Consider the following 22,154-nt stretch of genomic DNA (forward strand, 5'->3'; position numbering starts at 1 on the left):
AGGTACTACCCGTGACGACCGGTCCCGACCTGCTCGCGTTGTCCCCCGTGATGCCCGTGGTCGTGGTGGACGACGCCGCGGACGCGGTCCCGCTGGCGAAGGCCCTGCTCGCGGGCGGCGTCGAGGTCATCGAGCTGACCCTGCGCACCCCGGCCGCGCTGGCCGCGATCGAGCGGGTCGCCGCCGAGGTGCCGGGTATCACCGTCGGCGCGGGCACGGTCACCACCCCCGGCCAGGCCAAGCAGGCCGCCGACGCGGGCGCCGCGTTCCTGGTGACCCCCGGCTGCACGGACAGCGTGCTCGACGCCGCCTTCGGCACCGGGCTGCCGTTCCTCCCCGGCGCGAGCACCGTTTCGGAAGCGATGCGGCTCTCCGAACGCGGGCTGAGCGCGCTGAAGTTCTTCCCCGCTGAAGCCAGCGGCGGCGTGGACTACCTGAAGTCGATCGCCGGCCCGCTGCCTTCGCTCCGCTTCTGCCCGACGGGCGGGATCACCCCGGAAAGCGCGCCGCGCTACCTGGCGCTGCCGAACGTGGGCTGCGTCGGCGGTTCCTGGCTCACGCCGAAGGATGCCGTGGCGGCGAAGGACTTCGCCCGCATCGAGACGCTCGCCAGGGAGGCCGCCGCGTTGTAGTCGCGCGGCCCGCACCCAAGGCGGCGCCGCGCGACTCCGGCAGTTGCCGCGGGTCAGTCCTCGGCCGCGAACCGTTCCCAGGCCGATTGCCGCGCCATGCCGAGCGCCTGCCCGATCTGCGACCAAGTGCCGCCCAGTGACCGCGCCTTCGCGACCCAGATGGCGAGGTTGCGCTCGGCCTGTTCCCCCGCCGCCGCAACGGAACCGAGTGTCGCGAGCACCGCGTCGAGTGACATCTCGACGTCCCACGGCGCCACCGGGGAGTCCGAAGTGGACACAGTGCTCGCGTCGGCGATGACGCGGGCCGCCAGTGTCACGCACCCGTCGCAGATGAACACGCCGGGCCCGGCCACGAGCTTTTCCACTTCACTGTTCGGTTTGCGGCAGAACGAGCAGCTCGCGATCGCGGGCTTTTCTTTGACGTCGGCCATCGGGTTCCTCCTCGTGTCAGGAAGAACCTTACGCGCGTCAGGGGTTACCTGACAAGGTTGTCGTGCTCCGGTCAGTCGCTGACGGCGTCGTCGAGGAGGGTCGACTCGGCGCCGACGTCGCGAAGCGTTTCCCGGATGACCTGGTAGGCGAGCCCTTGCGGATATCCCTTGCGGGCCAGCATGCCGAGCAGCCGCCGGGTGACGGTCTGCTCGTCGAGGGTGGTCATGCTGCCGAGCTTCTTGCGCACGAGTTCGCGGGCGCGCTGCTCCTCGGCCTCTCGGTCGACCTCACCCGCCGCTTCGACCGCGGTTTCGCCGTCGACGCCTTTGCGCTTGAGCTCGGCGACGAGTGCGGAACGGGCGAGGCCTTGGTGGGTGTGCCGGGACCGCACCCAGGACTCGGCGAACGCCGCGTCGTCGACGAGCCCGGCGTGGTCGAGCTTGCCGAGGATCGTCTCGCGGGTTTCCTCGTCGAACCCCTTGCGGCGCAAGGCCTGCCGCAGCTCGTCCTTGGTACGGGGCCGCGCCGCCAGCAGGTCGAAGCACACCCCCTTCGCCGCCGCCACCCGCTCCCGAGGCCCCAGTTCCTCCAGATCCACCTTCCGCCCCGCCACAAATCTCCCCTCCGATCAAATCCTTTTCCCGGCCAACTTCCCACCCACAAACACAAACCGGACACCGGTCACCAAGAAAGCGCGCCAGATGCCGATCACGCTCATCCCGAAAGCGCAGCCGGACGCTGGTCACCGATCAACGCGCCCAGCGCCCGTCAGGGTGAGGAGCTCGCACCGCGGGGGTCCGGGGGGTCGCCCCCCGGGTCAGCACCTGAATGGCGGGCTCAGGTGAGCGTGTTCCGCGAACACAGCTCACCCCAAAACCCTGCCATTCAGAAGTCGACCGGTGCCGGAACCGCCGCGGTCTCTTCGGCGTCGAGCTGGGGGCCGATGCCGAGCTTCTCCTTGATGCGCTTCTCGATCTCGTTGGCGATGTCGGGGTTCTCGCGCAGGAACTTCCGCGCGTTCTCCTTGCCCTGCCCGAGCTGGTCGCCCTCGTAGGTGTACCAGGCGCCGGACTTGCGGACGATGCCCTGGTCGACGCCCATGTCGATGAGCGAGCCCTCGCGGGAGACGCCCTGGCCGTAGAGGATGTCGAACTCGGCCTGCTTGAACGGCGGCGCGACCTTGTTCTTGACGACCTTGACCCTGGTGCGGTTGCCGACGGGCTCGCCGCCGTCCTTGAGGGTCTCGATGCGGCGCACGTCGAGCCGGACGGAGGCGTAGAATTTCAGCGCCTTACCACCGGTGGTGGTCTCCGGGGAGCCGAACATGACGCCGACCTTCTCGCGGAGCTGGTTGATGAAGACCGCGGTGGTGCCGGAGTTGGACAGCGCGCCGGTGAGCTTCCGCAGCGCCTGGCTCATCAGCCTGGCCTGGAGGCCGACGTGCGAGTCGCCCATCTCGCCCTCGATCTCGGCGCGGGGCACAAGCGCGGCCACCGAGTCGATGACCAGGATGTCGAGCGCGCCGGAGCGGATCAGCATGTCCGCGATCTCCAGCGCCTGCTCGCCGGTGTCCGGCTGGGAGACGAGCAGCGCGTCGGTGTCGACGCCGAGCGCCTTGGCGTACTCGGGGTCGAGCGCGTGCTCCGCGTCGACGAACGCGGCGATACCGCCGTTGCGCTGCGCGTTGGCCACCGCGTGCAGCGCGACCGTGGTCTTACCGGAGGATTCCGGGCCGTAGATCTCCACCACGCGGCCGCGCGGCAGGCCGCCGATGCCGAGCGCGACGTCGAGCGCGATCGCACCGGTGGGGATGACCGCGATGGGGGCGCGCCCCTCATCGCCGAGGCGCATCACCGACCCCTTGCCGTACTGCTTGTCGATCTGGGCGAGCGCCAGCTCGAGTGCCTTGTCCTTGTCCGGTGCTGCTGGGGGCATTGGAGTCCACCTCGTTGGTCGTGGTGCCTGTGGGCTTGGTTCGGTTGTCTGCTTGCCGGTCCGACGCTACGGGCGGGGACCGACAATTCCGGGCCGGGTGTGGCGATCTGTGGATGACTGACCCCGATGTGCACAACATCGTAGCCGAACACGTGTTCGAGGCTGGGAGTGACACGCCCTTGCGGTAGGGTTTCGGGCCGCTACCGCCGCTCGGGGGGCACGTCGAACGTCGTGCAGACCTCCTGCCAGATCTCCTTGGCCGAGACACCGGCCTTGAGCGCCTGCTCGACGGTGCGCCCGCCGAGCCCGCTCATGACGTAGTCCTTGGACAGGGTTTCCGCCCTGCGCGGCCCGAACTCTTCCGCCATCAACCGCCGGAACACCGTGATTCGCATCGGCTCCAGCGTAGGCCGTGCCCACCGGCGTCCGGCACGAGCACCGCCGCGACACGCGCGGGTAGCATCGGGGCATGTTCCTGGCGGAAGCGGCAATCCCGGCGTGGGGTTCGATCGGGCTCGGTGTCGTGTCCGCCGCGTCGCTGGTGGCGGTGCTCGTGGTGATACTGCGGAACAACCGCCGCCGCTGATCCAGTTGGTTGCATGCCCCGAAAGTGGCTTTCGGGGCGTCTACGTCCCCGAAAGCCACTTTCGGGGCATTCAGCTCGCGTCGCCCGGCTGGATGTTCTTTTCGAAGTAGTCAGCGAGTTCGGACGCGGTGCCCTGCTGGTCGGTGCCCTTGGTCTGGTAGAGCACGCCGATCATCGGCCGGTCGCCGACCCGGAAGACCAGCACCGACGAGGTCGCGCCCGCCGAGGACGAGTACGTGCCGTCGAGGCCGTTGCCCTTCCACTGCGCCTGCACCTGCTCCGCCTTGGTGGAGGCGAGCAGCCGGTCCGAGTACTCCTTGAGCGCGTCCTGCGAAGTGCCGTGGATGTAGGTGACCTGTGCGCCGGCCAGCGCGGGGGTCGAGCAGGTCACGCTGACCCCGAAGTTCTCGTTGGCGGGCGGTGCGATGGCCGCGTTGCCGGTGCCGGGGTTGCACTGGCCGTTGTCCGGCACCTTCCCGGCGAGCTGGCGCAGGCACCCGGTGAAGCCCTTGTCCTCGGGCGCGCCCGGTTTCTGGCACTGGTCCGCGGTGTAGGTGGTGCCCGAGGACGAGCTCGGCCAGAGGAAGTACGCGGCACCGGCGGCGAGCAGCACGACGACCGCGGCCACCGCGCCGATGATGATCTTCTTCCGGTTCCCGGCCGGTTTCTTCTCCTCTTCCTTCGTCACCGAGGGGAAACCGGACGGGAAGTTCGACGGCGCCGGTTGCTGCTGGCCGCCGAGCGCCTGCTGGGGGCCGCTCGGCGGGTAGGACGGCGGCGGGTACGCCCCGCTCGGCATGCCGTACGGCCCGGACTGGGTCCCCGGCACCGACGCGACCTGCGGCGGCGGGGCGTGCGGGCCGGTCTGCGCCGGTCCCATCGGATGCGCGCCGGTGCCGGTGGCCGCGACCTGCCCGTCGACGTTCTGGGTGCGCATGCTGATGCCGTCGGAAGCCACGTGGTGCGCGCCGAGCGCGACGGCGGTTTCCGGCTGGTCGAGGCTGCCGGGCACGACGCCGATCTTCTCCGCGATCATGGTGCCGACCAGCGGGAGCCTGCTCGACCCGCCGACGAGGTAGATCCCGGCGAGCCGCTCCGGCGCGAGCCCGGCCGAGCGGACGGTCCTGGCCAGCAGCTCGACGCTGCGCAGCATCGCGGGGCGGACGAGCGCCTCCAGTTCCGCGCGCGTGACCAGCACGTCGGTGAACGGCTCCGGCATCGGCACCTCGGTCTGCGGGTGCCGGGACAGCGCCTCCTTCGCGGCCTTCACGTCCTCCTGCAGCGCGCGCCGGGTCCGCCGGTCCGGCGTCGACTCCGGGCGCAGGAGGCGCTGCCAGCGCTGCGGGTCCTTGTGCGAGACCTCGCGTCCGACGTGCACCAGCAGCGCCTGGTCGACGTCGAGGCCGCCGAGGTCGGGAAGACCGTCTTCGGCGAGCACCGCGTACCCGTTCTGGGTGGCGCCGACGACCGCGACGTCGAACGTGCCCGCGCCGAGGTCGTACACGGCGAGCGCCTGCCCCGGTGCGAGCGCCTTGCCGGGGAAGGAAGCGAAGTGGGCGGCCGCGGCGACCGGCTCCGGCACGAGCGACACGGCGGTGCGCATGCCCGCGAGCCGCGCCGCCGACAGCAGCACGTTGCGGCGGACGGGCCCCCACTGGGCGGGGTGGGTCAGCCTGATCTCGTCGGGGTGGTCGCCGCCGAGCTGGCGCGAGGTCTCTTCGAGCACCCGGCGCAGCACCGCGGCGAGCGCCTCGTTGACCGGGACGACGTCGCTACCGAGCAGGAGCGTCTGCTCGTCGACCCGGCGCTTGGGGTTGGGCTCGAACCGGGTGGGGTCCAGCCGCGCGCGCCGCTCGGCGTCGCGGCCGACCATGAGCGTGCCGTCCTCGTCCGCGAACACCGCGGACGGCATGGTGGCGGAACCGTCCACCTCGATCACCCTCGGCGGGCGTCCGTGCGCGGACAGCACCGCGACCGTGTTGGACGTTCCGAGATCCACCGACAGGATCCGCACAGCTCTCCCTCGTGAACACGACAGCCGCCCCAGTGGCGATCCGATTGCGACGGCGTGATGCTCCCACGTCCGCCGTCACGGCGCGTGCGGACCCGGCAAGTTGGTCCCGTCTTCCGCGTCACGATCAGCCCCTGTTCACGGCTCGGGCGGAAACTGTCGGTGCGCGGGCGCAAGATGGACGGCGTGGCGGAAGTACTCGAACTGTTCTCCCCCGCGACCAGGGACTGGTTCGCCGGGGCCTTCGCCGCGCCCACCGACGCGCAGTCCGGGGCGTGGCGGGCCGCGCATGCCGGGGAGCACGCGCTGGTGGTCGCGCCGACCGGGTCGGGCAAGACGCTCGCCGCGTTCCTGTGGGCGCTCGACCGGCTCGCCGTCACACCGCCACCGGCCGCGCGCACCGAGCGGTGCCGCGTCCTGTACGTCTCGCCGCTGAAGGCGCTCGCCGTCGACGTGCAGCGCAACCTGCGCGCCCCGCTGGCCGGGATCTCGCAGGCTTCGCGGCGGCTCGGGCTCGCCGCGCCGGACATCGCGGTCGGCATGCGCACCGGGGACACCACGCCCGCCGAGCGGCGCACGTTCCTGCGCACGCCGCCGGACGTGCTGGTCACCACGCCGGAGTCGCTGTTCCTCATCCTCACCTCCTCGGCGCGCGAATCGCTGCGCGGTGTCGAGACGGTGATCCTCGACGAGGTGCACGCCGTCGCGGGCACCAAGCGCGGCGCGCATCTCGCGTTGTCGTTCGAACGGCTGGACGCGCTGCTGCCGCGGCCCGCCCAGCGCATCGGCCTGTCCGCGACGGTCCGCCCGATCGACGAGGTGAGCACGTTCCTCGGCGGCGGCAGGCCGGTCCGCGTGGTGCAGCCGAAGCTCGCCAAGACCATCGAGGTGCGGGTCGAGGTGCCGGTGGAGGACATGGGCAGCCTCGACGCGCCGTCCAGGCCGCGGGATTCGCTCGAGCTGCCGTCCGAGGGCGGGATCGGCACCCAGGAGGAGATCGGCGGCGCGGAGATCGACCGGCCGTCGATCTGGCCCGCGGTCGAGGGGCGCGTGCTCGAGCTGATCAAGGCGCACCGGTCGACGATCGTGTTCGCGAACTCGCGGCGGCTCACCGAGCGGCTCACCGCGAGGCTGAACGAGCTCGCCGCCGAACAGCCCGCGGAACTCCAGCCAGGACAACGGTTTCCGGCGGAGGCGATCGGCGAATCCGGGCTCACCACGGGCGCGGAGGCCGCGATCGCCAAGGCGCACCACGGTTCGATGTCGCGCGAGCAGCGCACCCACGTCGAAGAGGAGCTGAAGTCGGGGCGGCTGCCGTGCGTGGTCGCGACCTCCTCGCTGGAGCTCGGCATCGACATGGGCGCGGTCGACCTCGTCGTGCAGATCGAGGCGCCGCCGACGGTGGCGTCCGGGCTGCAGCGGGTGGGGCGCGCCGGGCACCAGGTCGGCGCGGTGTCCTCCGGCGTGATGTTCCCGAAGTTCCGCGGTGACCTCGTCTCGTGCGCGGTGGTCGCCGAGCGGATGGCCGAGGGGGCGATCGAGGCGGTCCGCTACCCGCGCAACCCGCTCGACGTGCTCGCCCAGCACGTCGTGGCGATGACCGCGCTGGAACCGTGGACCGTCGAGGAGCTGGCCTCGCTCACCCGCCGCGCGGCCCCGTTCGCCGGGCTGCCGGAGGACGCGCTGCACGCGGTGCTCGACATGCTGGCCGGGCGGTACCCGAGCGAGGAGTTCGGGGAGCTGCGGCCGCGGATCACCTGGGACAGGGTCACCGGCGAGCTCAAGGGCAGGCCGGGCGCGCAGCGGCTCGCGGTCACCTCCGGCGGCACGATCCCCGACCGCGGCCTGTTCACCGTGATGACGCCGGGATCCGAAGGCTCTCCAGGGAGCCGCGTCGGCGAACTCGACGAAGAAATGGTCTACGAGTCCCGCGTCGGGGACACGATCCTGCTCGGCACCTCGTCGTGGCGGGTCACCGACATCACGCACGACAGGGTCATCGTGGTGCCCGCGCCCGGCGAACCGGCCAGGATGCCGTTCTGGAAGGGCGACGCGCCGGGGCGGCCGCTGGAACTGGGCAGGGCGCTCGGCGCCTTCGTCCGCGAGCTGTCCACAATGGACTCCGAAGGGGGCGCGGCGCGGTCGGCCGCGGCCGGGCTCGACGAGCGGGCAGGCCAGAACCTGCTCGCCTACCTCGACGAGCAGCGCACCGCGACCAGGCACGTGCCGAACGACCGCACGGTGCTGCTCGAACGCTTCCGCGACGAGCTGGGCGACTGGCGGGTGGTCGTGCACTCCCCGTTCGGCGCGCAGGTCAACGCGCCGTGGGCGCTGGCGATCGCGGCGAAGCTGCGGGAGAACCGCGGTGTCGACGCGCAGGTCGCGCACTCCGACGACGGGATCGTGCTGCGCCTGCCCGAGGCGCTCGACGCCGAGGGTGCCGAGGTGCTGGTGACGGCGGACGACATCCTGCTCGACCCGGAGGAGGTCGAGCAGGTGATCGTGGCCGAGGTGGGCGGTTCGGCGCTGTTCGCCGCCCGGTTCCGCGAATGCGCCGCCCGCGCGCTGCTGCTCCCCCGGCGGGATCCGCGCCGCCGGTCCCCGCTCTGGCAGCAGCGGCAACGCGCGTCGCAACTGCTTTCGGTGGCCGCGAAGTACGAGCGGTTCCCGGTGATCCTCGAAGCCATGCGCGAATGCCTGCAGGACGTCTACGACGTCGGCGGCCTGCGCGAGCTGATGACCGACGTGCGGTCCCGCCGCGTGCGGGTGGTCGAGGTGGAAACCCCGTCGCCGTCCCCGTTCGCGCGCAGCCTGCTGTTCGGGTATGTCGGGATGTTCCTGTACGAGACCGACGCGCCGCTCGCCGAGCGGCGCGCGGCGGCGCTGTCGCTGGACTCCACGCTGCTCGCCGAACTGCTCGGCACCGAGGCGATCCGCGAACTGCTCGACGCGGACGTGGTCGCCGAAGTGGAGCGTTCGCTGCAGCGGCTCGACGAGGACCGCCGGGCCCGGGGCGTCGAGGACACCGCGGATCTGCTCCGGCTGCTCGGCGACCTGACCGAGGCCGAGGCGGCCGAACGCGGGGTGGCACCGGAATGGCTCACTGAGCTGGAATCCACCCGGCGCGCGATCCGGGTGCGGATCGGCGGTGAGGAGCGGTTCCTCGCGATCGAGGACGCGGGCCGCGTCCGGGACGCGCTGGGCGCCGCGCTCCCGGTCGGGGTGCCGGAGGCGTTCACCGAACCGGTCGCCGATCCGCTCGGCGACCTGCTGGCCCGCTACGCGCGCACCAGGGGCCCGTTCCCGGCGGCGAAGGCGGCCGGGCGGTTCGGGCTGGGCACCGCGGTGGTCACCGGCGTGCTCGACCGGCTGACCTCCTCGGGCAGGCTGATCCGGGGTGAGCTGAGCCCGGTCGGCCATCCGGAGTCGCACGGCGCCGGGATCGAATACTGCGAGGCGAGTGTGCTGCGGCGCCTTCGCCGTGCCTCGCTCGCCAAGCTCAGGGCCGAGGTCGAGCCGGTCGAACCGGCGGCGCTGGGCCGGTTTTTGCCGTCGTGGCACGGTATCGGCGCCAGGATGCGCGCCGCACCCACCGCGGACGACGTGCTGTCCGTGGTGGAACAGCTCGCGGGCGCGCCGCTGCCGGCGAGCGCGGTCGAATCGCTGATCCTGCCGAACCGCCTGCCCGGGTACCACCCCGCGCTGCTCGACGAGCTGACCACCGCGGGCGAGGTGACCTGGTGCGGCTGCGGGTCGCTCGCCGGCGGGGACGGCTGGCTCGCCGTGGCACCGTCCGATGTGGCCGATCTGCTCCTGCCGGAGATCAGCGAATCCGTGCCGGACACCCCATTGCACAACGCCATTGTGTCCACTTTGGACCTGGGCGCGCTGTTCTTCCGCCAGCTCGTCGACCGGGTCTCCGCGCTCGTGGAAACGGCGCCGGACGACGGCGCGGTGGTCGCCGCGCTGTGGGACCTGGTGTGGGCGGGTGTGGTCACCGGCGACACGCTGGGCCCGGTGCGGGCCCAGGTTTCCGGAAAGGGGGCGACGCACAAGCCGCGGCGGAGCGCGCCGCGGGGCCGGTACGCCAGGATGCGCGCGGGACGGACGGCCATGCCCTCGCGCACCGGGCCGCCCACGGTCGCCGGGCGGTGGGCGCTGACGCCGTCGCGGGAAACCGATCCGACGCGGAGGACGCACGCCCGCACCGAGGCCTTCCTGGAACGGCACGGCGTGCTCACCAGGGGCGCGCTCGACACCGAACGGGTCACGGGTGGTTTTTCCGGGATCTACAAGGTGTTGCGCGGGATGGAGGACTCCGGCCAGGTCGTGCGCGGCTACGTCGTCGAGGGGCTCGGCGCCGCCCAGTTCGCGGCGAAGGGGGCCGTCGACAGGCTGCGCGCGGTCTCCGAGGCGAACGGGTCCCGTCCACGCGGGCCTGGCTCGGCGCACGAGGCCGTGGTGCTCGCGGCGAGCGATCCGGCGCAGCCCTACGGCGCGGCGCTGGACTGGCCCGCCGCGGTCGGCGGCACGAAGCACCGCCCCGCCCGCAAGGCGGGTGCGCTGGCCGTGCTCGTCGACGGGGTGCCGGGGCTCTACGTCGAACGCGGCGGGAAGTCCCTGCTGTCCTTCAGCACCGATCCCGACGTGCTCCGCGCCGCCGCGCACGCCCTGTCCCGGGTGGTGCGCGAAGGCTGGCTCGGCCAGCTCGCCGTGCAGCGCGCCGACGGCGAGCACGCCCTGACCTCCGAACTCGCGGAAGTGCTGCGGGAAGCGGGTTTCCGCGCCACCCCCAAGGGCTTGCGCCTTCGCGCGTAAACTGCGCCACGATCTGCTGGTCGAGACCGTGATCACCGGGCCCGTCGAGGTCCGCGGTCGCGAACGCGCGCGGCGCGGAGAAGGGAAGAGTTTCCAGATGGCGGTGCGCGAACTGCGCTATTTCGGTGACCCGGTGCTGAAAACGGTGTGCGACCCGGTGACCAGGTTCGACAAGGGTCTCGAATCGCTCGTGAACGACCTGCTGGACTCCGTCAAGCTGCCGGGGCGGGCGGGGCTAGCGGCACCGCAGATCGGGGTGAGCCTGCGCGCGTTCAGCTACAACGTGAGCGGGCTGATCGGGTACGTCCTCAACCCGGAGATCGTCGAACTCTCCGAGGAGACCCACGAGATCGACGAAGGCTGCCTTTCCGTCCCCGAGCTGTGGTTCCCGACCGTGCGGGCGAAACGAGCCGTCGTGCGCGGGGTGGACAAGCGCAACGAACCGATCGAGGTGGAGGGCGTCGACGTGCTCGCCCAGTGCCTGCAGCACGAGACCGATCACCTCGACGGCAAGCTCTACCTCGACCGGCTCACGCAGGACCGCAAACGCGAAGCGCTGCGCGAGGCGCGGGGCAAGGACTGGTTCTGGAAGCGGTGACGGGCAACCACTTCCCGGTACGGGCGGCTTGACGGTGGCACCAAACTGGAACTAACTTAGCTACAGTTAGTTCGGCGACGATCGCGAAGGGGGCGCAATGGGTCTCAGCAGCCGGAGCGCCGTCGCGATCCACGCGCTCACGATGCTGGCGCGCTGGGACCATTCGCTGACCTCCGCGGAGATCGCGGACAGCCTGGCGAGCAACCCGGTTCTCGTGCGCCGCATCCTCGGCAGCCTGCGGGACGCGGGTTTGGTGTGGGCCACCGAAGGACGCGGCGGCGGCTGGTCCCTCGCCAAAGCGCCGCGGGAGATCACGCTCCACGACGCGTACACCGCCGTCGAAGACGGGCCGATCCTGTCGCGGCACGCCCATCCGCCCAGTGACGCGTGCGAAGTCGGGCGGCACATGCAGAACCTGCTGGAAACCGAGTTCCGGGACGCCGAACGGGCCATGGAGAAACGGCTCGGCCGGACGACCATCGCCCACCTGGTCCAGCAGGTGCTGGCCGCCGAGCGGGCACACGCCGTACCGAAATAGCCAGGCGGAGGTTTCCCTCCGCCTTTTCCCTTGCCCTAACTGTAACCGTGATAGTTGCAGTAGAATTCCTTGGAGGACGCGCGAAATGACCCCCGTATCCGCCGCACCGGAACGAGCCGGCCGCGCGCCCGCCCTGCTGGCCGTGCTCATGCCCGCGGTGCTCGTCACGGTCGTCGCCAGCGACATGGTCAACCTCATGCTCCCGTCGGTCGGCGCGGAGTTCGGGGCTTCCGAGGCGGAGCTCGCCTGGATCGTCACCGGTTTCCTGCTGGTGTTCTCGATCGGGATTCCGTTCTACGGCCGCGTTTCCGACCGGATGAGCCTGCGCCGCCTCTTCGCCTTCGCGCTGGTGACCTTCGCGGCGGGGAACCTGGTTTGCGCGCTCGCGCCGAACCTGCTCGTGCTCGTGGCCGGGCGGGTCGTGACGGGGGTCGGCGCGGCCGCGCTTCCCGTGCTTTCGATCATCGCGATCACCAGGCTGCTGCCGGAAAGCGCGCGGGCGATGGGGATCGGCGTGGTTTCCGCGGCCACCGGTGTCGGCGCCGCCGCGGGGCCTGCGCTCGGTGGCGGGATCGGCCAGTTCCTCGGGTGGCGCGCGCTGTTCTGGCTCGTGCTGGCGGTCGCGGCCGTCCTGCTCCCCGTGGCGTGGCGGGTGCTGCCTGGCGAATCCCCGGAAGGCGCGCACCGGTTCGATCTGCTCGGCGGCGTCTTCCTCGGCCTCGGCGCTGGACTGGTCCTGTTCGGCGTGACGCAGGCGCAGGTCGCCGGTTTCGCCGCGCCGTCGTCGTGGGGCAGTCTCCTGGCGGCCGTGGCGGCGATCGCGCTCTTCGGGTGGCGCACCGCGCGCGCCGCCCTGCCGTTCGTCCCGCCCGCGCTGTTCGCCAACCGGGTCTACCGGGCCGCGGTCGTCGTGGCGTTGCTGGCGATGATCGTCAACCTCGGCGGCCTGGTGCTCGTCCCGCTGCTGGTGGTCGACGTCAACGGCCTCGCGCCGGGCGAGGGGGCGCTGGTCATGATCCCGGCCGGGGTCGCGGTCGCCGTGCTGTCGCCGGTGATCGGCCGCCTCGCCGACCGCGCGGGCACCCGTTCCCTGGTGCTGGGCGGTCTCGCGGTGATGGGGTCCTCCGCACTGGTCCTCTCGACCTTCACGGGCGGTACCTCGGTGCTCCCCGCGGGAGCCGGGATGCTCGGGCTCGCCGTCGGGTTCATCTTCGTGATCACCCCGCTCATCAGCGCCGCGGCGGGCGCGCTGCCGCCGGAGCAGGCCGGGGTCGGGCTCGGGATCCTCCAAGGCGCCCAGTTCCTCGGCGCGGGCACCGGTCCCGCCCTGTTCGGCGTACTGGTGACCGCGAGGCTGCACAGCGACGCCGTCAACCCGCTGCACACCGGTGCCGGGGGCGCCTACTCCGACGCTTTCCTTGCCATGGCGGCGATCGTCGTCCCCGCCGCGCTCGTGGCGTACCGGATGCGGCGGACCGCGGGATGATCAGGCGGCGGAGACGGGAAGGCGGGCGGGAAGCGCGATCTCGACCAGGTTCCGGTCGCCTTCCGCGCGCACGGCGGCGAGTCCCGCCCGCACCGCCGTGCGCGGCACCCCGTCTTCGCCCGGCAGGCACACGGCCGTCAGCTCGTGGTGGCCGCGCAGGACGGCGAGCTCCGCGAGCCTCGCCAGCAACGCGGTGCCGAGACCGTTGCGCTGCCAGGAATCCTCGACGAGCAGGGACACCTCGGCCGACGGCCGGTTCGGCAGGCCGAGCAGTTGCCCGAGCGCCACGACCTCGCGCCCGCACACCGCGAGCACGCTCAGTCCCCGCGCGGGCGTGAGCAACCGGTGCAGCCAGCGGCGGGGCACCGCGGGCGTGCCGCTGTGGTACCGCTGGAACAACGTCGTCCTGGAGCACCGGGCGTGCAGCGCGACCACCGCGTCGGCATCGCCGGGCACGCCCTCCCGCAGCACGACGGCCGCGCCGTCGTCGCACGCGACCGCCACCGGCGCTCCGGGATTGGCGCGAGCCGCGCCGAGGAGCGCGAGCAGCGCGCGGACGCGGGTGAGTTCCAGTTGCACGAACGGGGTCCAGCGTCTTCGGGCCACGAGCGCGGTGGTGCCGTCGAGGTCGAACACCACGCGGTGGCCGCCTTCGGTCCGGCCGGGGTTCGCCTCGGCGACCGGGACCGTGGTGACCAGATCCGCCGTCAGCACATCGCGGACGGCGTTGTGCACCCGTTCGCGCTCGGCGATCGCCGCGGTGGCCGCGCCGAGGGTCACGGTCGCGGTGTCGACCAGCTCGCGCACCTCGGCGTCGGTGATACCGCCGCACACGCACCCCTCGGCCTGGATCGCTTCGGCGAGGTCCTGCTTGGCCAGCCCTGGCTGGGGCCGCACCACGATCTCGTCGAGCACGCCGCCGGGGATCGGAAGCACCGAAACGCCCAGGATGTTGCAGCCGAGATCGGCGAGCCTGATCGCGATCCTGGCCAGTGTGCCGGTGCCGTCGTCCATGGAGACGCGCAGGCGCCACACCGCCGAGCCCGCCTCGGCGAGCTGCCATCCGCCCACGTCGGTCACGGGGGCCGGTCGAGCACGACTGATGTCCATGCCACCCACGGTCCCCGCCGGGTGTTGCCGAGCGAGGACGCCGGTGTTTCGCGTTTGTCAGCACGCGCCCCCAACCGCGCAACGGCACGGAAACACCGCGCACCCGCTCAACGCGGGGTGAGCACGCGGAACTCGTTGCCTTCCGGGTCCCGCAGGACTTCGCCCTGCCCGATTTCCGTCTTGCTCGCGCCGAGCCGGACGAGCCGGTCGGCCTCGGTGCCGATCGCCCCGCCCGGCACCGGCGCCACGTCGAGGCGCACCCGGTTCCGGCCGGTCTTCGGCTCGTCGGTGCGCAGGAACTCGAGCCACGGCCCGCGCCCGGTGGGCGCGCGCAGGCCGACGATGTCCCACTCGCGATCGGCGATGACCCAGCCCGCCGCTTCCGCCCAGAACGCCGCCTGGGCGGCCGGGTCCAGCGCGGCCACGACGATCGCCGCGACCCTGCCCGTCGCCTGGTACTTGGCGCGGGGTTCCAGCACACAGAACTCGTTGCCCTCCGGGTCCCGCAGGACCTCCCACGGCACCGCGCCCTGCCCGATGTCCGCCTTGCCGGCGCCGAGCCGCACCGCCTCGTCCACAATGGACTGCTGGGACCCGGTGGCGCCGCTGGCGAGGTCGAGGTGGATCCGGTTCCGCCCCGTGCCCTCGGCCGGGCTCGGCACGAAGGTCAGGCCGTCGGGCGCCCAGCCGTCCGCGGCGGGCGCCCGCACGTCCGCTTCCCGGTCCGTTTCGACCGCGACCGGCCAGCCGAGCAGGCCGGACCAGAACGCGGCGAGCTCGCCAGGCCGCACGGAATCGATGACCAGGTTGACGAGGCGGGTAGCCATGTCAGGACAGTAGGCGATGCGGGCGCCGCGCGGATGTCCACCGGAGGAGGGACCGCTTCACCGCGTCGCGAGCCTGAGCAGTGCCCAGAACCGCGCGGTCGCCTCCGCGTCCCCGTCCGGGGTCACTTCGCCGAGCGAACGGCGCCCCCAGAGCCACAGGTACATCTGCACCGGCGGTGCCGACAGCACGGCGTCGGCGTTTTCCGCCTCCCGCGCCGAACACCGCCACGCCACGGTCTCCCCCGGCCCCGCACTGACGAGCCAGGTGTGCCCGCCGCTGCGGACCGCGACGGAGGTGTCCACGTCCGCGCTGAGGCCGAGCATCGGGAGCCGCTGCCCGAACCAGAGGGTCAGCACCTCATCGATGCCGTCGACCGCGATGTCCTCGGTGATCCCCGGCAGCGAGCGCCGCGGCGCGGTGGCCGCGGTCTGCACGTCCACGCGGTGCACCGTGGTTTCGTGCGCCATCCGGCGGCGCCAGAACCCGTAGGTGGGATCGGCTGGCCACCAGGTGGCGGCGCGCTCGTCGGGCCGGTGCGCGGCGAGTTCGGCGCGCAGTTCGGCCAGCGCCGACCGCAGGAAGCCGACCTCGGTCTGGCCCGGCACCGGATCGCGCTGCCAGGTGCGGGGGCGGCCACGGCCGCGGAGCCACTCCAACACCATCCGCGACACGCTGCCGACGTGCCGGACGGTGGTGGCGACGGTGAACCCGGGACAGCCAGGGACCGGCGCGTCCGGGGACGCCGAATTCGCCGCCTCCGCCAGCAGCTCGCCTTCGATCTCCAGTACCTGCAGGAATCTTCCGTAGCCCACCAGCGCGTGCCCGCGCATCACCCGCGCCGGTTCTTGGGCGCCCCCACCGGCGGTGTGGCGCACACCCCGCGCCGCTGCGCGGGGACGTCGAACTCGGCGGCGGGCTCGTCGTGGTGGTGGACGGCGTGCTTCGCCAGCTCCACGAAGCGCGCCACCTGGGCCAGCAGGTCGTCGGCGAGGTTCGCGGTCACCTTGCGGGTGATACCGGCCTGCGCGGCGGCCTGCGTCGCCGAATGCGCGGCGAAGAAACCGGCCCATTCCGCCAGTTCGGGCACGGTGGAATCGAGCAGCAGCCACACGCTGGCCGGTTTCGCCCTGCCCCGGTGCGGACGGCCGCGCGCGGCCAGCACGGCCGCGGCGGCACGCAACGCCGCGAGGTAGGCGGCGATGAACCGGGGCGCCGGTGACGCCTCGCTCTCCGCCTCGACCAGCCCGCGCCGCGCCTGCGCGAGCAGGGTGATCGCGGCGGGGGCGACCGGCGGGCCCACCGGCATCGGCAGCTCCGGTTGCGTGGCCGACCCGGCCCGCGCGCTCTCTTCCCCAGCCGGGCTCCCGTGGCTTCCCGGCGCGGGGGCGAGCGCCGCGTCTTCGGCGGCCGGGCCCACGGGGATCCCGTTTTCCCGCGCCGGGGCCGGACCGGTTTCCCCGTCCGCCGCGGCACCGGTGACCGGGGTCAGCGCGAGCGGCGCCGGGCGGCCGTGGCGCCCGCCGTGCTCGGCACGGGCGGGATGGCTCGGTTCCGGCGCGGTGCCCGCCCTCGGCACCGGCCGGGACGGGCGGGAGGGGCCCACGAACGGCGCCGTGGCGACCAGTTCGGTGACCGGCAGCACGCCCTGCCTGCCGGACGTGCGGGACTTGGTGATCCTGGGGCCGCGCCGGGTGATCGGCGCGGCGAAGGCGTCGAGCGGCATGGCGTGCGGAACGGGGCCGAGCGGGAGTGCGCACTGACGGCCATCGGCCGCCTGAGTGTTCGCTTCCGGCATGACCATCTCCTTTCCACTCCTTCGCCCGCGGCACCCGGTGCCGACACGCTTCCCCCGTGCCGGCGCCGGGCGCCTCGACCGGCGATCACTTCGCCTCGCGGCGTCGAACGTTTGTTCGAACAAGCTCAGGTTAACCACAGCCGCCCGCCGAGTTCAACCCCGCACCCGGGTGACCCGCGATACGCCTTTCGCGGGCGCATCGGGCTCGTGATCTCATAAACCCATGAGCAGCCTCGAACACCCGGCGGTGGCCAAGGTCGCCGCCGCACTCGCCGAAGCAGGCCAGCACGACGCGGCGACCGGGATCCGCATCCTGCCCGCGGAAGCCCGCACCGCGGCGCTCGCGGCGGCCGCGCTCGGCGTCGAGGTCGGCGCCATCGCGAACAGTCTGCTCTTCCGCACCGACAATTCCGTGCCGCTGCTGGTGCTGACCTCGGGCGCGCACCGCGCCGACACCGGACTGCTCGCCGAACTCGCCGATGCCGGGCGGGTCGAGATGGCCGACCCGAAGTTCGTCAAGCAGCACACCGGGCAGGTGATCGGCGGGGTGGCCCCGATCGGCCACCCGGTGCCGCTGCGCACGCTGGTGGACACCGCGCTGCGGGCCCATCCCGTGGTGTGGGCCGCGGCGGGGCACGCGAAATCGGTGTACCCCACCACGTTCGACGACCTGCTCGCGCTGACCGGCGGCACCCCGGCGGAAGTGGTGGCGACCCCGTGACCGCGGCACCGGACCGGCAGGAGCCCCAGTTCGTCTCGCTGTCCGCCGACGAGTTCCGCGGCAGGCTCCGCGAAGCGCTCGAAATCTACGTCGAGGCGATGCGCTACCCGCCCGGCACCGCCGAGCAGCGGGCGCCGATGTGGCTCACGCACGTCCTGCGGGAGGGGTGGCGCTGCGTCGCCGCGCTGGACGCGCACGGCGCGCTGCTGGGCATCGCCTACGGCTACCGCGGGCGGCCGGGCCAGTGGTGGCACGAGCAGGTGCGCCGGGGGTTGCTCAAAGCCCGCGACGAGGAGACCGCGCAGCACTGGCTCACGGACTACTTCGAGCTGACCGAGATCCACGTCCGGCCGAACAGCCAGGGCGCGGGCATCGGCGAGGAACTGCTGCGCAGGCTGCTGGACGGGGTCGGCCACGAGCACGTGCTGCTGTCCACCCCGGAGGGGCCGAGCAGGGCGTGGCAGCTCTACCGGCGGATCGGGTTCTCCGACGTGCTGCGGGAATACCACTTCGCGGGCGACCCGCGTGCCTTCGCGGTGCTCGGCAGGGCGCTGCCGCTGGACGAGCCCGGCCCGTGAACGGCACGCGGGCCGGCGGTCACCTCCGGTAGCTCACCGCCAGCGCGCCGACCAGCAGCGCCGCACCGCACCAGCCCGCGACGCCGAGCCGGTCGCCGAGCACGACCGCGGCCAGCACCGCCGAGGTCAGCGGTTCGAGCAGGGCCGCGAGCGCCGCGAACACGGGCGGCGCGCCCCGAAGGCCGCGGAAGTACGCCGTGTAGGCCAGTGCCGTCGGGACCGCGCCGAAGTACAGCGCGATCGCCAGCGCGCCGGGGTCCGCGGGCAGCGCCATGCCGAGCGCCAGCGCGGCCGGGCAGAGCAGCACACCCCCGGTCAGCATGCCGAAAGCCGTGGTGCGCAACGGATCCAGCCCCTCGACGGGGTTCGCGGTGACGAGCGTGAGCGCGGCGAAACCGATACCGGCGAGCAGCGCGAAGCCCACGCCAGCCACCAGTCCCCAGCCCCCGGCGGCACCGCCGGGCGACCAGGTGAGCAGCACGACGCCCGCCACCGCGGCGGCGATCGCGAGCAAGGTCGCCGCGCCGGGCAGGCGGCGGGTGCGGATGGCGGTGCCGACGGCCACGGCGACGGGGACCACGCCGATCGTGACCATGGTCGCGACGCTCACCGAGGTGGAGCGCACGGCGGCGAAGTAGCTGGCTTGGTAGATCCCGAGCAGCGCGCCCGCGGCGAGCACGCGCCGCACGGCCTGCCCGGTGCGCGGCAGGGCGCGGAGCCCGCCGGAAGCGCCGAGGAACACCACCGAAAGCCCGCCGCCGAGCAGCAGCCGGTAGGCGGCGACGGACAGCGGGTGGAGGTGCGCCGCGGCGGCGAGCATCGACCCGGCGAGGCCGCCGGTGCCCCAGAGGATCCCGGCGGCGATCAGGGCCAGCGCGGATCGGTCGCGCGCGGGCGCGACAGCGGTGAGAGACAAGGTTTTCTCCTGCGTCGAAGGAAAGGGAACGACGACGCGGGGCAGCGCTCAGGCGCTGGGGCACCGAGGATCGGCCGTGCGGGCGACACCGCACGGCTCGGGAACCACCCCGCTCAGGAGGCGGGGGGTGGGGTGACGAGGAAGACCCGGTGCACGAGGCCACTGTAACCGGCCGGGCCAACCCGTTTTCCCGAGTCCGTGGCGCGTGCCCTGGAAGCTGCCCCTATAGAGATCGAGCGGTGGCTGGCCCCTGCATTTGGCCTGCGACTGCGCCGAGAGCGGCTTCGGGGTTGCCGATCGGGCTCTCGCGCGCCCTGAAGGTGGCTTTCGGGGAACTCAGCGCCCCGAAGGCCACCTTCGGGGCATGCGGAGGCCGGGGACGGAAAGCGCGAAGGCCGAGTTAACGGCGCTGAATGCCGTCATGGTGGCCTTCAGGGGAAGCACAGTCCATTGTGGAGGGTCAGTCGAGTTCGGCCAGCTGCGCGCGCAGGGTGTCCAGTCCCATACCGCCCAGCCGCAGCGCGCGCGTGTGGAACTCCTTGATGTCGAACGCCGCGCCCTGCCGCCGTTCCGCGTCCGCCCGCGCGGCCAGCCACAGCCGCTCCCCCAGTTTGTAGGCGGGCGCCTGCCCCGGCCAGCCGAGGTAGCGGTCGACCTCGTCCGGCAGCAGGCCGGGGTCGGTGATAGTGCGGGTGCGCAGGAACTCCAGCCCGAGCTCGGGGGTCCACCGCTCGCCTTCGTGGAAACCGGTGCCGCGTGGGATTTCCAGCTCGAGGTGCATCCCGATGTCGACGACCACGCGCGCGGCGCGGAAGAGCTGTTCGGAGAGCATGCCGAGCAGATCGCCGTCGTCGGAGAGGAACCCGAGATCGCGCATGAGCCGTTCCGCGTACAGCGCCCAGCCTTCCCCGTGCCCGGACACGAAGGAGAACAGCCGCTGGAACTTGTTGAGCGTGCCCGACTGGTGCACCGCGGTCGCGATCTGGAGGTGGTGCCCCGGCACGCCCTCGTGGTAGACGGTGCTGACCTCGCGCCAGGTGGCGAAGTCCTGCCTGCCCTCGGGCAGCGCCCACCACATGCGGCCAGGCCGGGAGAAGTCCTCGCTCGGACCGGTGTAGTAGGCGCCCGCCGTCCCGCCGGGCGGCGCGATCCGGCACTCCAGCGCCGTCAACGCGTCGGGGATGTCGAAGTGCTTGCCGCGCAACGCTTCCAGCGCGCGATCGGACAGGTCCTGCATCCACGCCTCGAGCCGGTCCGCGCCGTGGAGCCGGTAGCGCTCGTCGGCGTCGAGCGCGTCGGCGGTTTCGGCGAGCGTGGCGCCGGGGGCGATCCGGCCCGCGATCTCCCGCATCTCCGCCTCGATCCGGGAAAACTCCGCCCAGCCCCACTCGTAGGACTCGCGCAGGTCGAGCTCGGCGCCGGTGAAGTACCGGGACCACAACCGGTAGACGTCCTCGCCGACGGCGTCGGATTCCCGCGCCAGCGGTGCCAGCTCGGCGCGCAGGAAGCCCGCGAGTTCGGCGTAGGCCTCTTCGGCCGCTTTCGCGCCGTTGTCCAGATCCGCGCGCACCGAATCCGGTAGCTCACCCGCGCTGCCGGCGAGACCGCGGAAGTACCCGGTGGCGGTGCCGAGCCCGGCCCAGGTTTCGGCCTGGGTGGCCACTTTCGCGACCTGGCGCAGTGCCGCGACGTGCCCGGCGTCGGCGGCGGCGAGCAGCGAGGCGCGCACCCCGTCGAGCGCCGCGGGCACCTTGGCCAGCCTGGTCGCGATGACCGCCCAGTCGTCCGCCGTCGCGGTCGACATCAGGTCGAAAACGGCCCGCACCTCTTGCACCGGGCTCGCGATCACGTTGAGCGCGCCGAGATCGAGCCCGGCGTCGTGGATCTCGAGTTCGAGCCCGATGCGTTCGGAGAACACGGCTTTCGCCGCGCGCTCGGCCGCGTCCGCTGGCTCCGCGTCGGCGATCGCCTCGACCGCCCGCCGGGAGAGGGCCGCCCTGGCGGCGTGCCCCTCCGGCGAGTAGTCGGTCAGCTGGTCCTCGTACCCGGTGATGCCCAGATCGGTGGCCAGCACGGGGTTCGCGGCGGCGTAGTCGTCGACGTAGGAGTCACAGATCCGGTGCACGCTGGAAGCCATGCACGCACGCTACCGGCCGATCAAGCGCGCGCCGGGACCAGTCCGAGCCGCCGGATCACCTCGCGCGTCGCCTTGGACCGGTTGAACGTGTAGAAGTGCAGGTCCGGCACGCCTTCGGCGATCAGGCGCTCGCACAGCTCGGTGACCACGTCGATGCCTTCCGCGCGGAAGGCGGCGGGGTCGTCTTCGAGCGGTTCCAGCCGTTCGAGCAGCTTCTTCGGCGCTGGGGCACCGGAAAGCCTGACCGTGGTGCGCAGCGTGCGCGGGGTGGTCAGCGGCATCACGCCGGGGATGAGCAGCTTGTCGCAGCCCGCCGCGGCCACCCGGTCGCGCAGCCGGAGGAAGTCCTCCGGCGCGAAGAACAGCTGCGCGATGCCGAAGTCCGCGCCCGCCTTGAACTTCCGCACCAGGTACTTGGTGTCCTCGTCGAGATCGGCGGAGCGCGGGTGGCCGTAGGGGAACGCGGAAACGCCGACGCAGAAGTCGCCGAGCGAGCGGACCAGCTCGACGAGTTCCTCGGCGTAGGTGAGCCCTTCGGGATGGGGGACCCACTCGCCGTACACGTCGCCGGGCGGATCGCCGCGCAGCGCCAGGATGTTCCGGACACCGACGGCCGCGTACCAGCCGATCACGTTGCGCAGCTCCGCTACGGAGTGGTTCACCGCGGTCAGGTGCGCCATCGGCACCAGCGTCGTTTCGGTGGCCACCCTGGCGATGCTGCGGATGGTGCCGTCCCTGCTGGAACCGCCCGCACCGTAGGTGATCGACATGTAGGCCGGGTCGAACGGCTCCAGCTCGCGGATGGCGCGCCAGAGCACCGCTTCGTCGGCCAGGTCGCGGGGCGGGAAGAACTCCACTGAGAACACGGGCGCGTCTCCGCGTAACCGCTCCACTACCGAGGTCATGGCGTCAATGCTATCGACTCGCGACCACTGAGCGAGAGCGACTTCTCGCACACTGGACTAGTCACTCCGGGTGTCAGCCATTCCGAGCAACGTTAGGCCATTCCGACAAGTCAAGCCACGATCTCGTA

General features: G+C 72.4%; 19 protein-coding genes. 7 read left to right on the forward strand and 12 right to left on the reverse strand.

All coding sequences use genetic code 11. The features are described from left to right. The first annotated feature begins 11 nt into the window (after window positions 1–11). Complete coding sequence (gene eda / locus HUW46_RS05170) at window positions 12–632, forward strand: bifunctional 4-hydroxy-2-oxoglutarate aldolase/2-dehydro-3-deoxy-phosphogluconate aldolase (protein WP_215546183.1); 621 nt, start codon at window positions 12–14, stop codon at window positions 630–632. Window positions 633–685: 53 nt separating this feature from the next. Here the strand turns inward: eda and HUW46_RS05175 are convergent, their stop codons facing one another. The 5 genes from HUW46_RS05175 to HUW46_RS05195 form a co-directional block, all read right to left on the reverse strand. After that, entirely contained in the window at window positions 686–1,063 is a 378-nt protein-coding gene (locus HUW46_RS05175) for a ClpX C4-type zinc finger protein (protein WP_215546184.1), read from the reverse strand. A 71-nt stretch (window positions 1,064–1,134) separates the two neighbouring features. After that, entirely contained in the window at window positions 1,135–1,677 is a 543-nt protein-coding gene (locus tag HUW46_RS05180) for a regulatory protein RecX (RefSeq protein WP_442860915.1), read from the reverse strand. A gap of 272 nt (window positions 1,678–1,949) precedes the next feature. Beyond that, window positions 1,950–2,999, reverse strand: a complete 1,050-nt coding sequence (recA, locus tag HUW46_RS05185) for a recombinase RecA (RefSeq protein ID WP_215546185.1) — start codon at window positions 2,997–2,999, stop codon at window positions 1,950–1,952. A gap of 200 nt (window positions 3,000–3,199) precedes the next feature. After that, entirely contained in the window at window positions 3,200–3,394 is a 195-nt protein-coding gene (locus HUW46_RS05190) for a DUF3046 domain-containing protein (RefSeq protein ID WP_215546186.1), read from the reverse strand. Window positions 3,395–3,655: 261 nt separating this feature from the next. Continuing rightward, entirely contained in the window at window positions 3,656–5,599 is a 1,944-nt protein-coding gene (locus HUW46_RS05195) for an Hsp70 family protein (protein WP_215546187.1), read from the reverse strand. 174 nt (window positions 5,600–5,773) lie between these two features. On the opposite strand from HUW46_RS05195, the gene HUW46_RS05200 reads away from it, so the two are divergent. From HUW46_RS05200 to HUW46_RS05215, 4 genes are all read left to right on the forward strand, one after another. Next, entirely contained in the window at window positions 5,774–10,414 is a 4,641-nt protein-coding gene (locus HUW46_RS05200; RefSeq protein ID WP_215549680.1) for an ATP-dependent helicase, read from the forward strand. A 97-nt stretch (window positions 10,415–10,511) separates the two neighbouring features. Beyond that, a complete protein-coding gene (gene def / locus HUW46_RS05205) occupies window positions 10,512–11,012 on the forward strand; it encodes a peptide deformylase (protein WP_215546188.1) in 501 nt (166 codons plus the stop codon). A gap of 97 nt (window positions 11,013–11,109) precedes the next feature. Beyond that, on the forward strand, window positions 11,110–11,550 hold the full coding sequence (locus tag HUW46_RS05210) for an Rrf2 family transcriptional regulator (protein ID WP_215546189.1): 441 nt from the start codon (window positions 11,110–11,112) through the stop codon (window positions 11,548–11,550). Window positions 11,551–11,635: 85 nt separating this feature from the next. Next, on the forward strand, window positions 11,636–13,036 hold the full coding sequence (locus tag HUW46_RS05215) for an MFS transporter (RefSeq protein WP_215546190.1): 1,401 nt from the start codon (window positions 11,636–11,638) through the stop codon (window positions 13,034–13,036). Here the strand turns inward: HUW46_RS05215 and HUW46_RS05220 are convergent, their stop codons facing one another. The 4 genes from HUW46_RS05220 to HUW46_RS48205 all read right to left on the reverse strand — a co-directional run bounded on the left by HUW46_RS05220 (window position 13,037) and on the right by HUW46_RS48205 (window position 16,769). Continuing rightward, window positions 13,037–14,146, reverse strand: coding sequence for a GNAT family N-acetyltransferase (locus HUW46_RS05220; protein ID WP_215546191.1), 1,110 nt, complete (start codon window positions 14,144–14,146; stop codon window positions 13,037–13,039). It lies immediately after the preceding gene. Window positions 14,147–14,253: 107 nt separating this feature from the next. Then, window positions 14,254–14,973 carry a VOC family protein gene (locus HUW46_RS05225; RefSeq protein WP_215546192.1) on the reverse strand — a complete coding sequence of 240 codons (720 nt, stop codon included), beginning with the start codon at window positions 14,971–14,973 and terminating at the stop codon, window positions 14,254–14,256. A gap of 57 nt (window positions 14,974–15,030) precedes the next feature. Further along, a complete protein-coding gene (locus HUW46_RS05230; RefSeq protein ID WP_215546193.1) occupies window positions 15,031–15,804 on the reverse strand; it encodes a maleylpyruvate isomerase N-terminal domain-containing protein in 774 nt (257 codons plus the stop codon). Then, window positions 15,804–16,769, reverse strand: a complete 966-nt coding sequence (locus HUW46_RS48205; protein WP_254125813.1) for an SAV_6107 family HEPN domain-containing protein — start codon at window positions 16,767–16,769, stop codon at window positions 15,804–15,806. Before HUW46_RS48205 ends, HUW46_RS05230 begins: the two co-directional genes overlap by 1 nt. Window positions 16,770–16,992: 223 nt before the next feature. On the opposite strand from HUW46_RS48205, the gene HUW46_RS05240 reads away from it, so the two are divergent. Then, window positions 16,993–17,490, forward strand: coding sequence for a YbaK/EbsC family protein (locus HUW46_RS05240; protein ID WP_215546194.1), 498 nt, complete (start codon window positions 16,993–16,995; stop codon window positions 17,488–17,490). After that, window positions 17,487–18,068: a GNAT family N-acetyltransferase gene (locus HUW46_RS05245; RefSeq protein ID WP_215546195.1), complete on the forward strand. Its 582-nt coding sequence runs from the start codon at window positions 17,487–17,489 to the stop codon at window positions 18,066–18,068. The genes HUW46_RS05240 and HUW46_RS05245 overlap by 4 nt, the downstream gene beginning before the upstream one ends. 19 nt (window positions 18,069–18,087) lie before the next feature. Here HUW46_RS05245 and HUW46_RS05250 read toward each other — a convergent pair whose 3' ends face one another. The 3 genes from HUW46_RS05250 to HUW46_RS05260 all read right to left on the reverse strand — a co-directional run bounded on the left by HUW46_RS05250 (window position 18,088) and on the right by HUW46_RS05260 (window position 22,026). Then, window positions 18,088–18,984, reverse strand: a complete 897-nt coding sequence (locus tag HUW46_RS05250; RefSeq protein ID WP_215546196.1) for a DMT family transporter — start codon at window positions 18,982–18,984, stop codon at window positions 18,088–18,090. 460 nt (window positions 18,985–19,444) lie between these two features. Then, window positions 19,445–21,121, reverse strand: coding sequence for a DUF885 domain-containing protein (locus HUW46_RS05255; RefSeq protein WP_215546197.1), 1,677 nt, complete (start codon window positions 21,119–21,121; stop codon window positions 19,445–19,447). 20 nt (window positions 21,122–21,141) lie between these two features. Beyond that, window positions 21,142–22,026, reverse strand: coding sequence for a methylenetetrahydrofolate reductase (locus tag HUW46_RS05260; protein WP_215546198.1), 885 nt, complete (start codon window positions 22,024–22,026; stop codon window positions 21,142–21,144). Window positions 22,027–22,154 lie beyond the last annotated feature (128 nt).

Source organism: Amycolatopsis sp. CA-230715, from assembly GCF_018736145.1.
In the GTDB taxonomy this organism is placed as follows: domain Bacteria; phylum Actinomycetota; class Actinomycetes; order Mycobacteriales; family Pseudonocardiaceae; genus Amycolatopsis.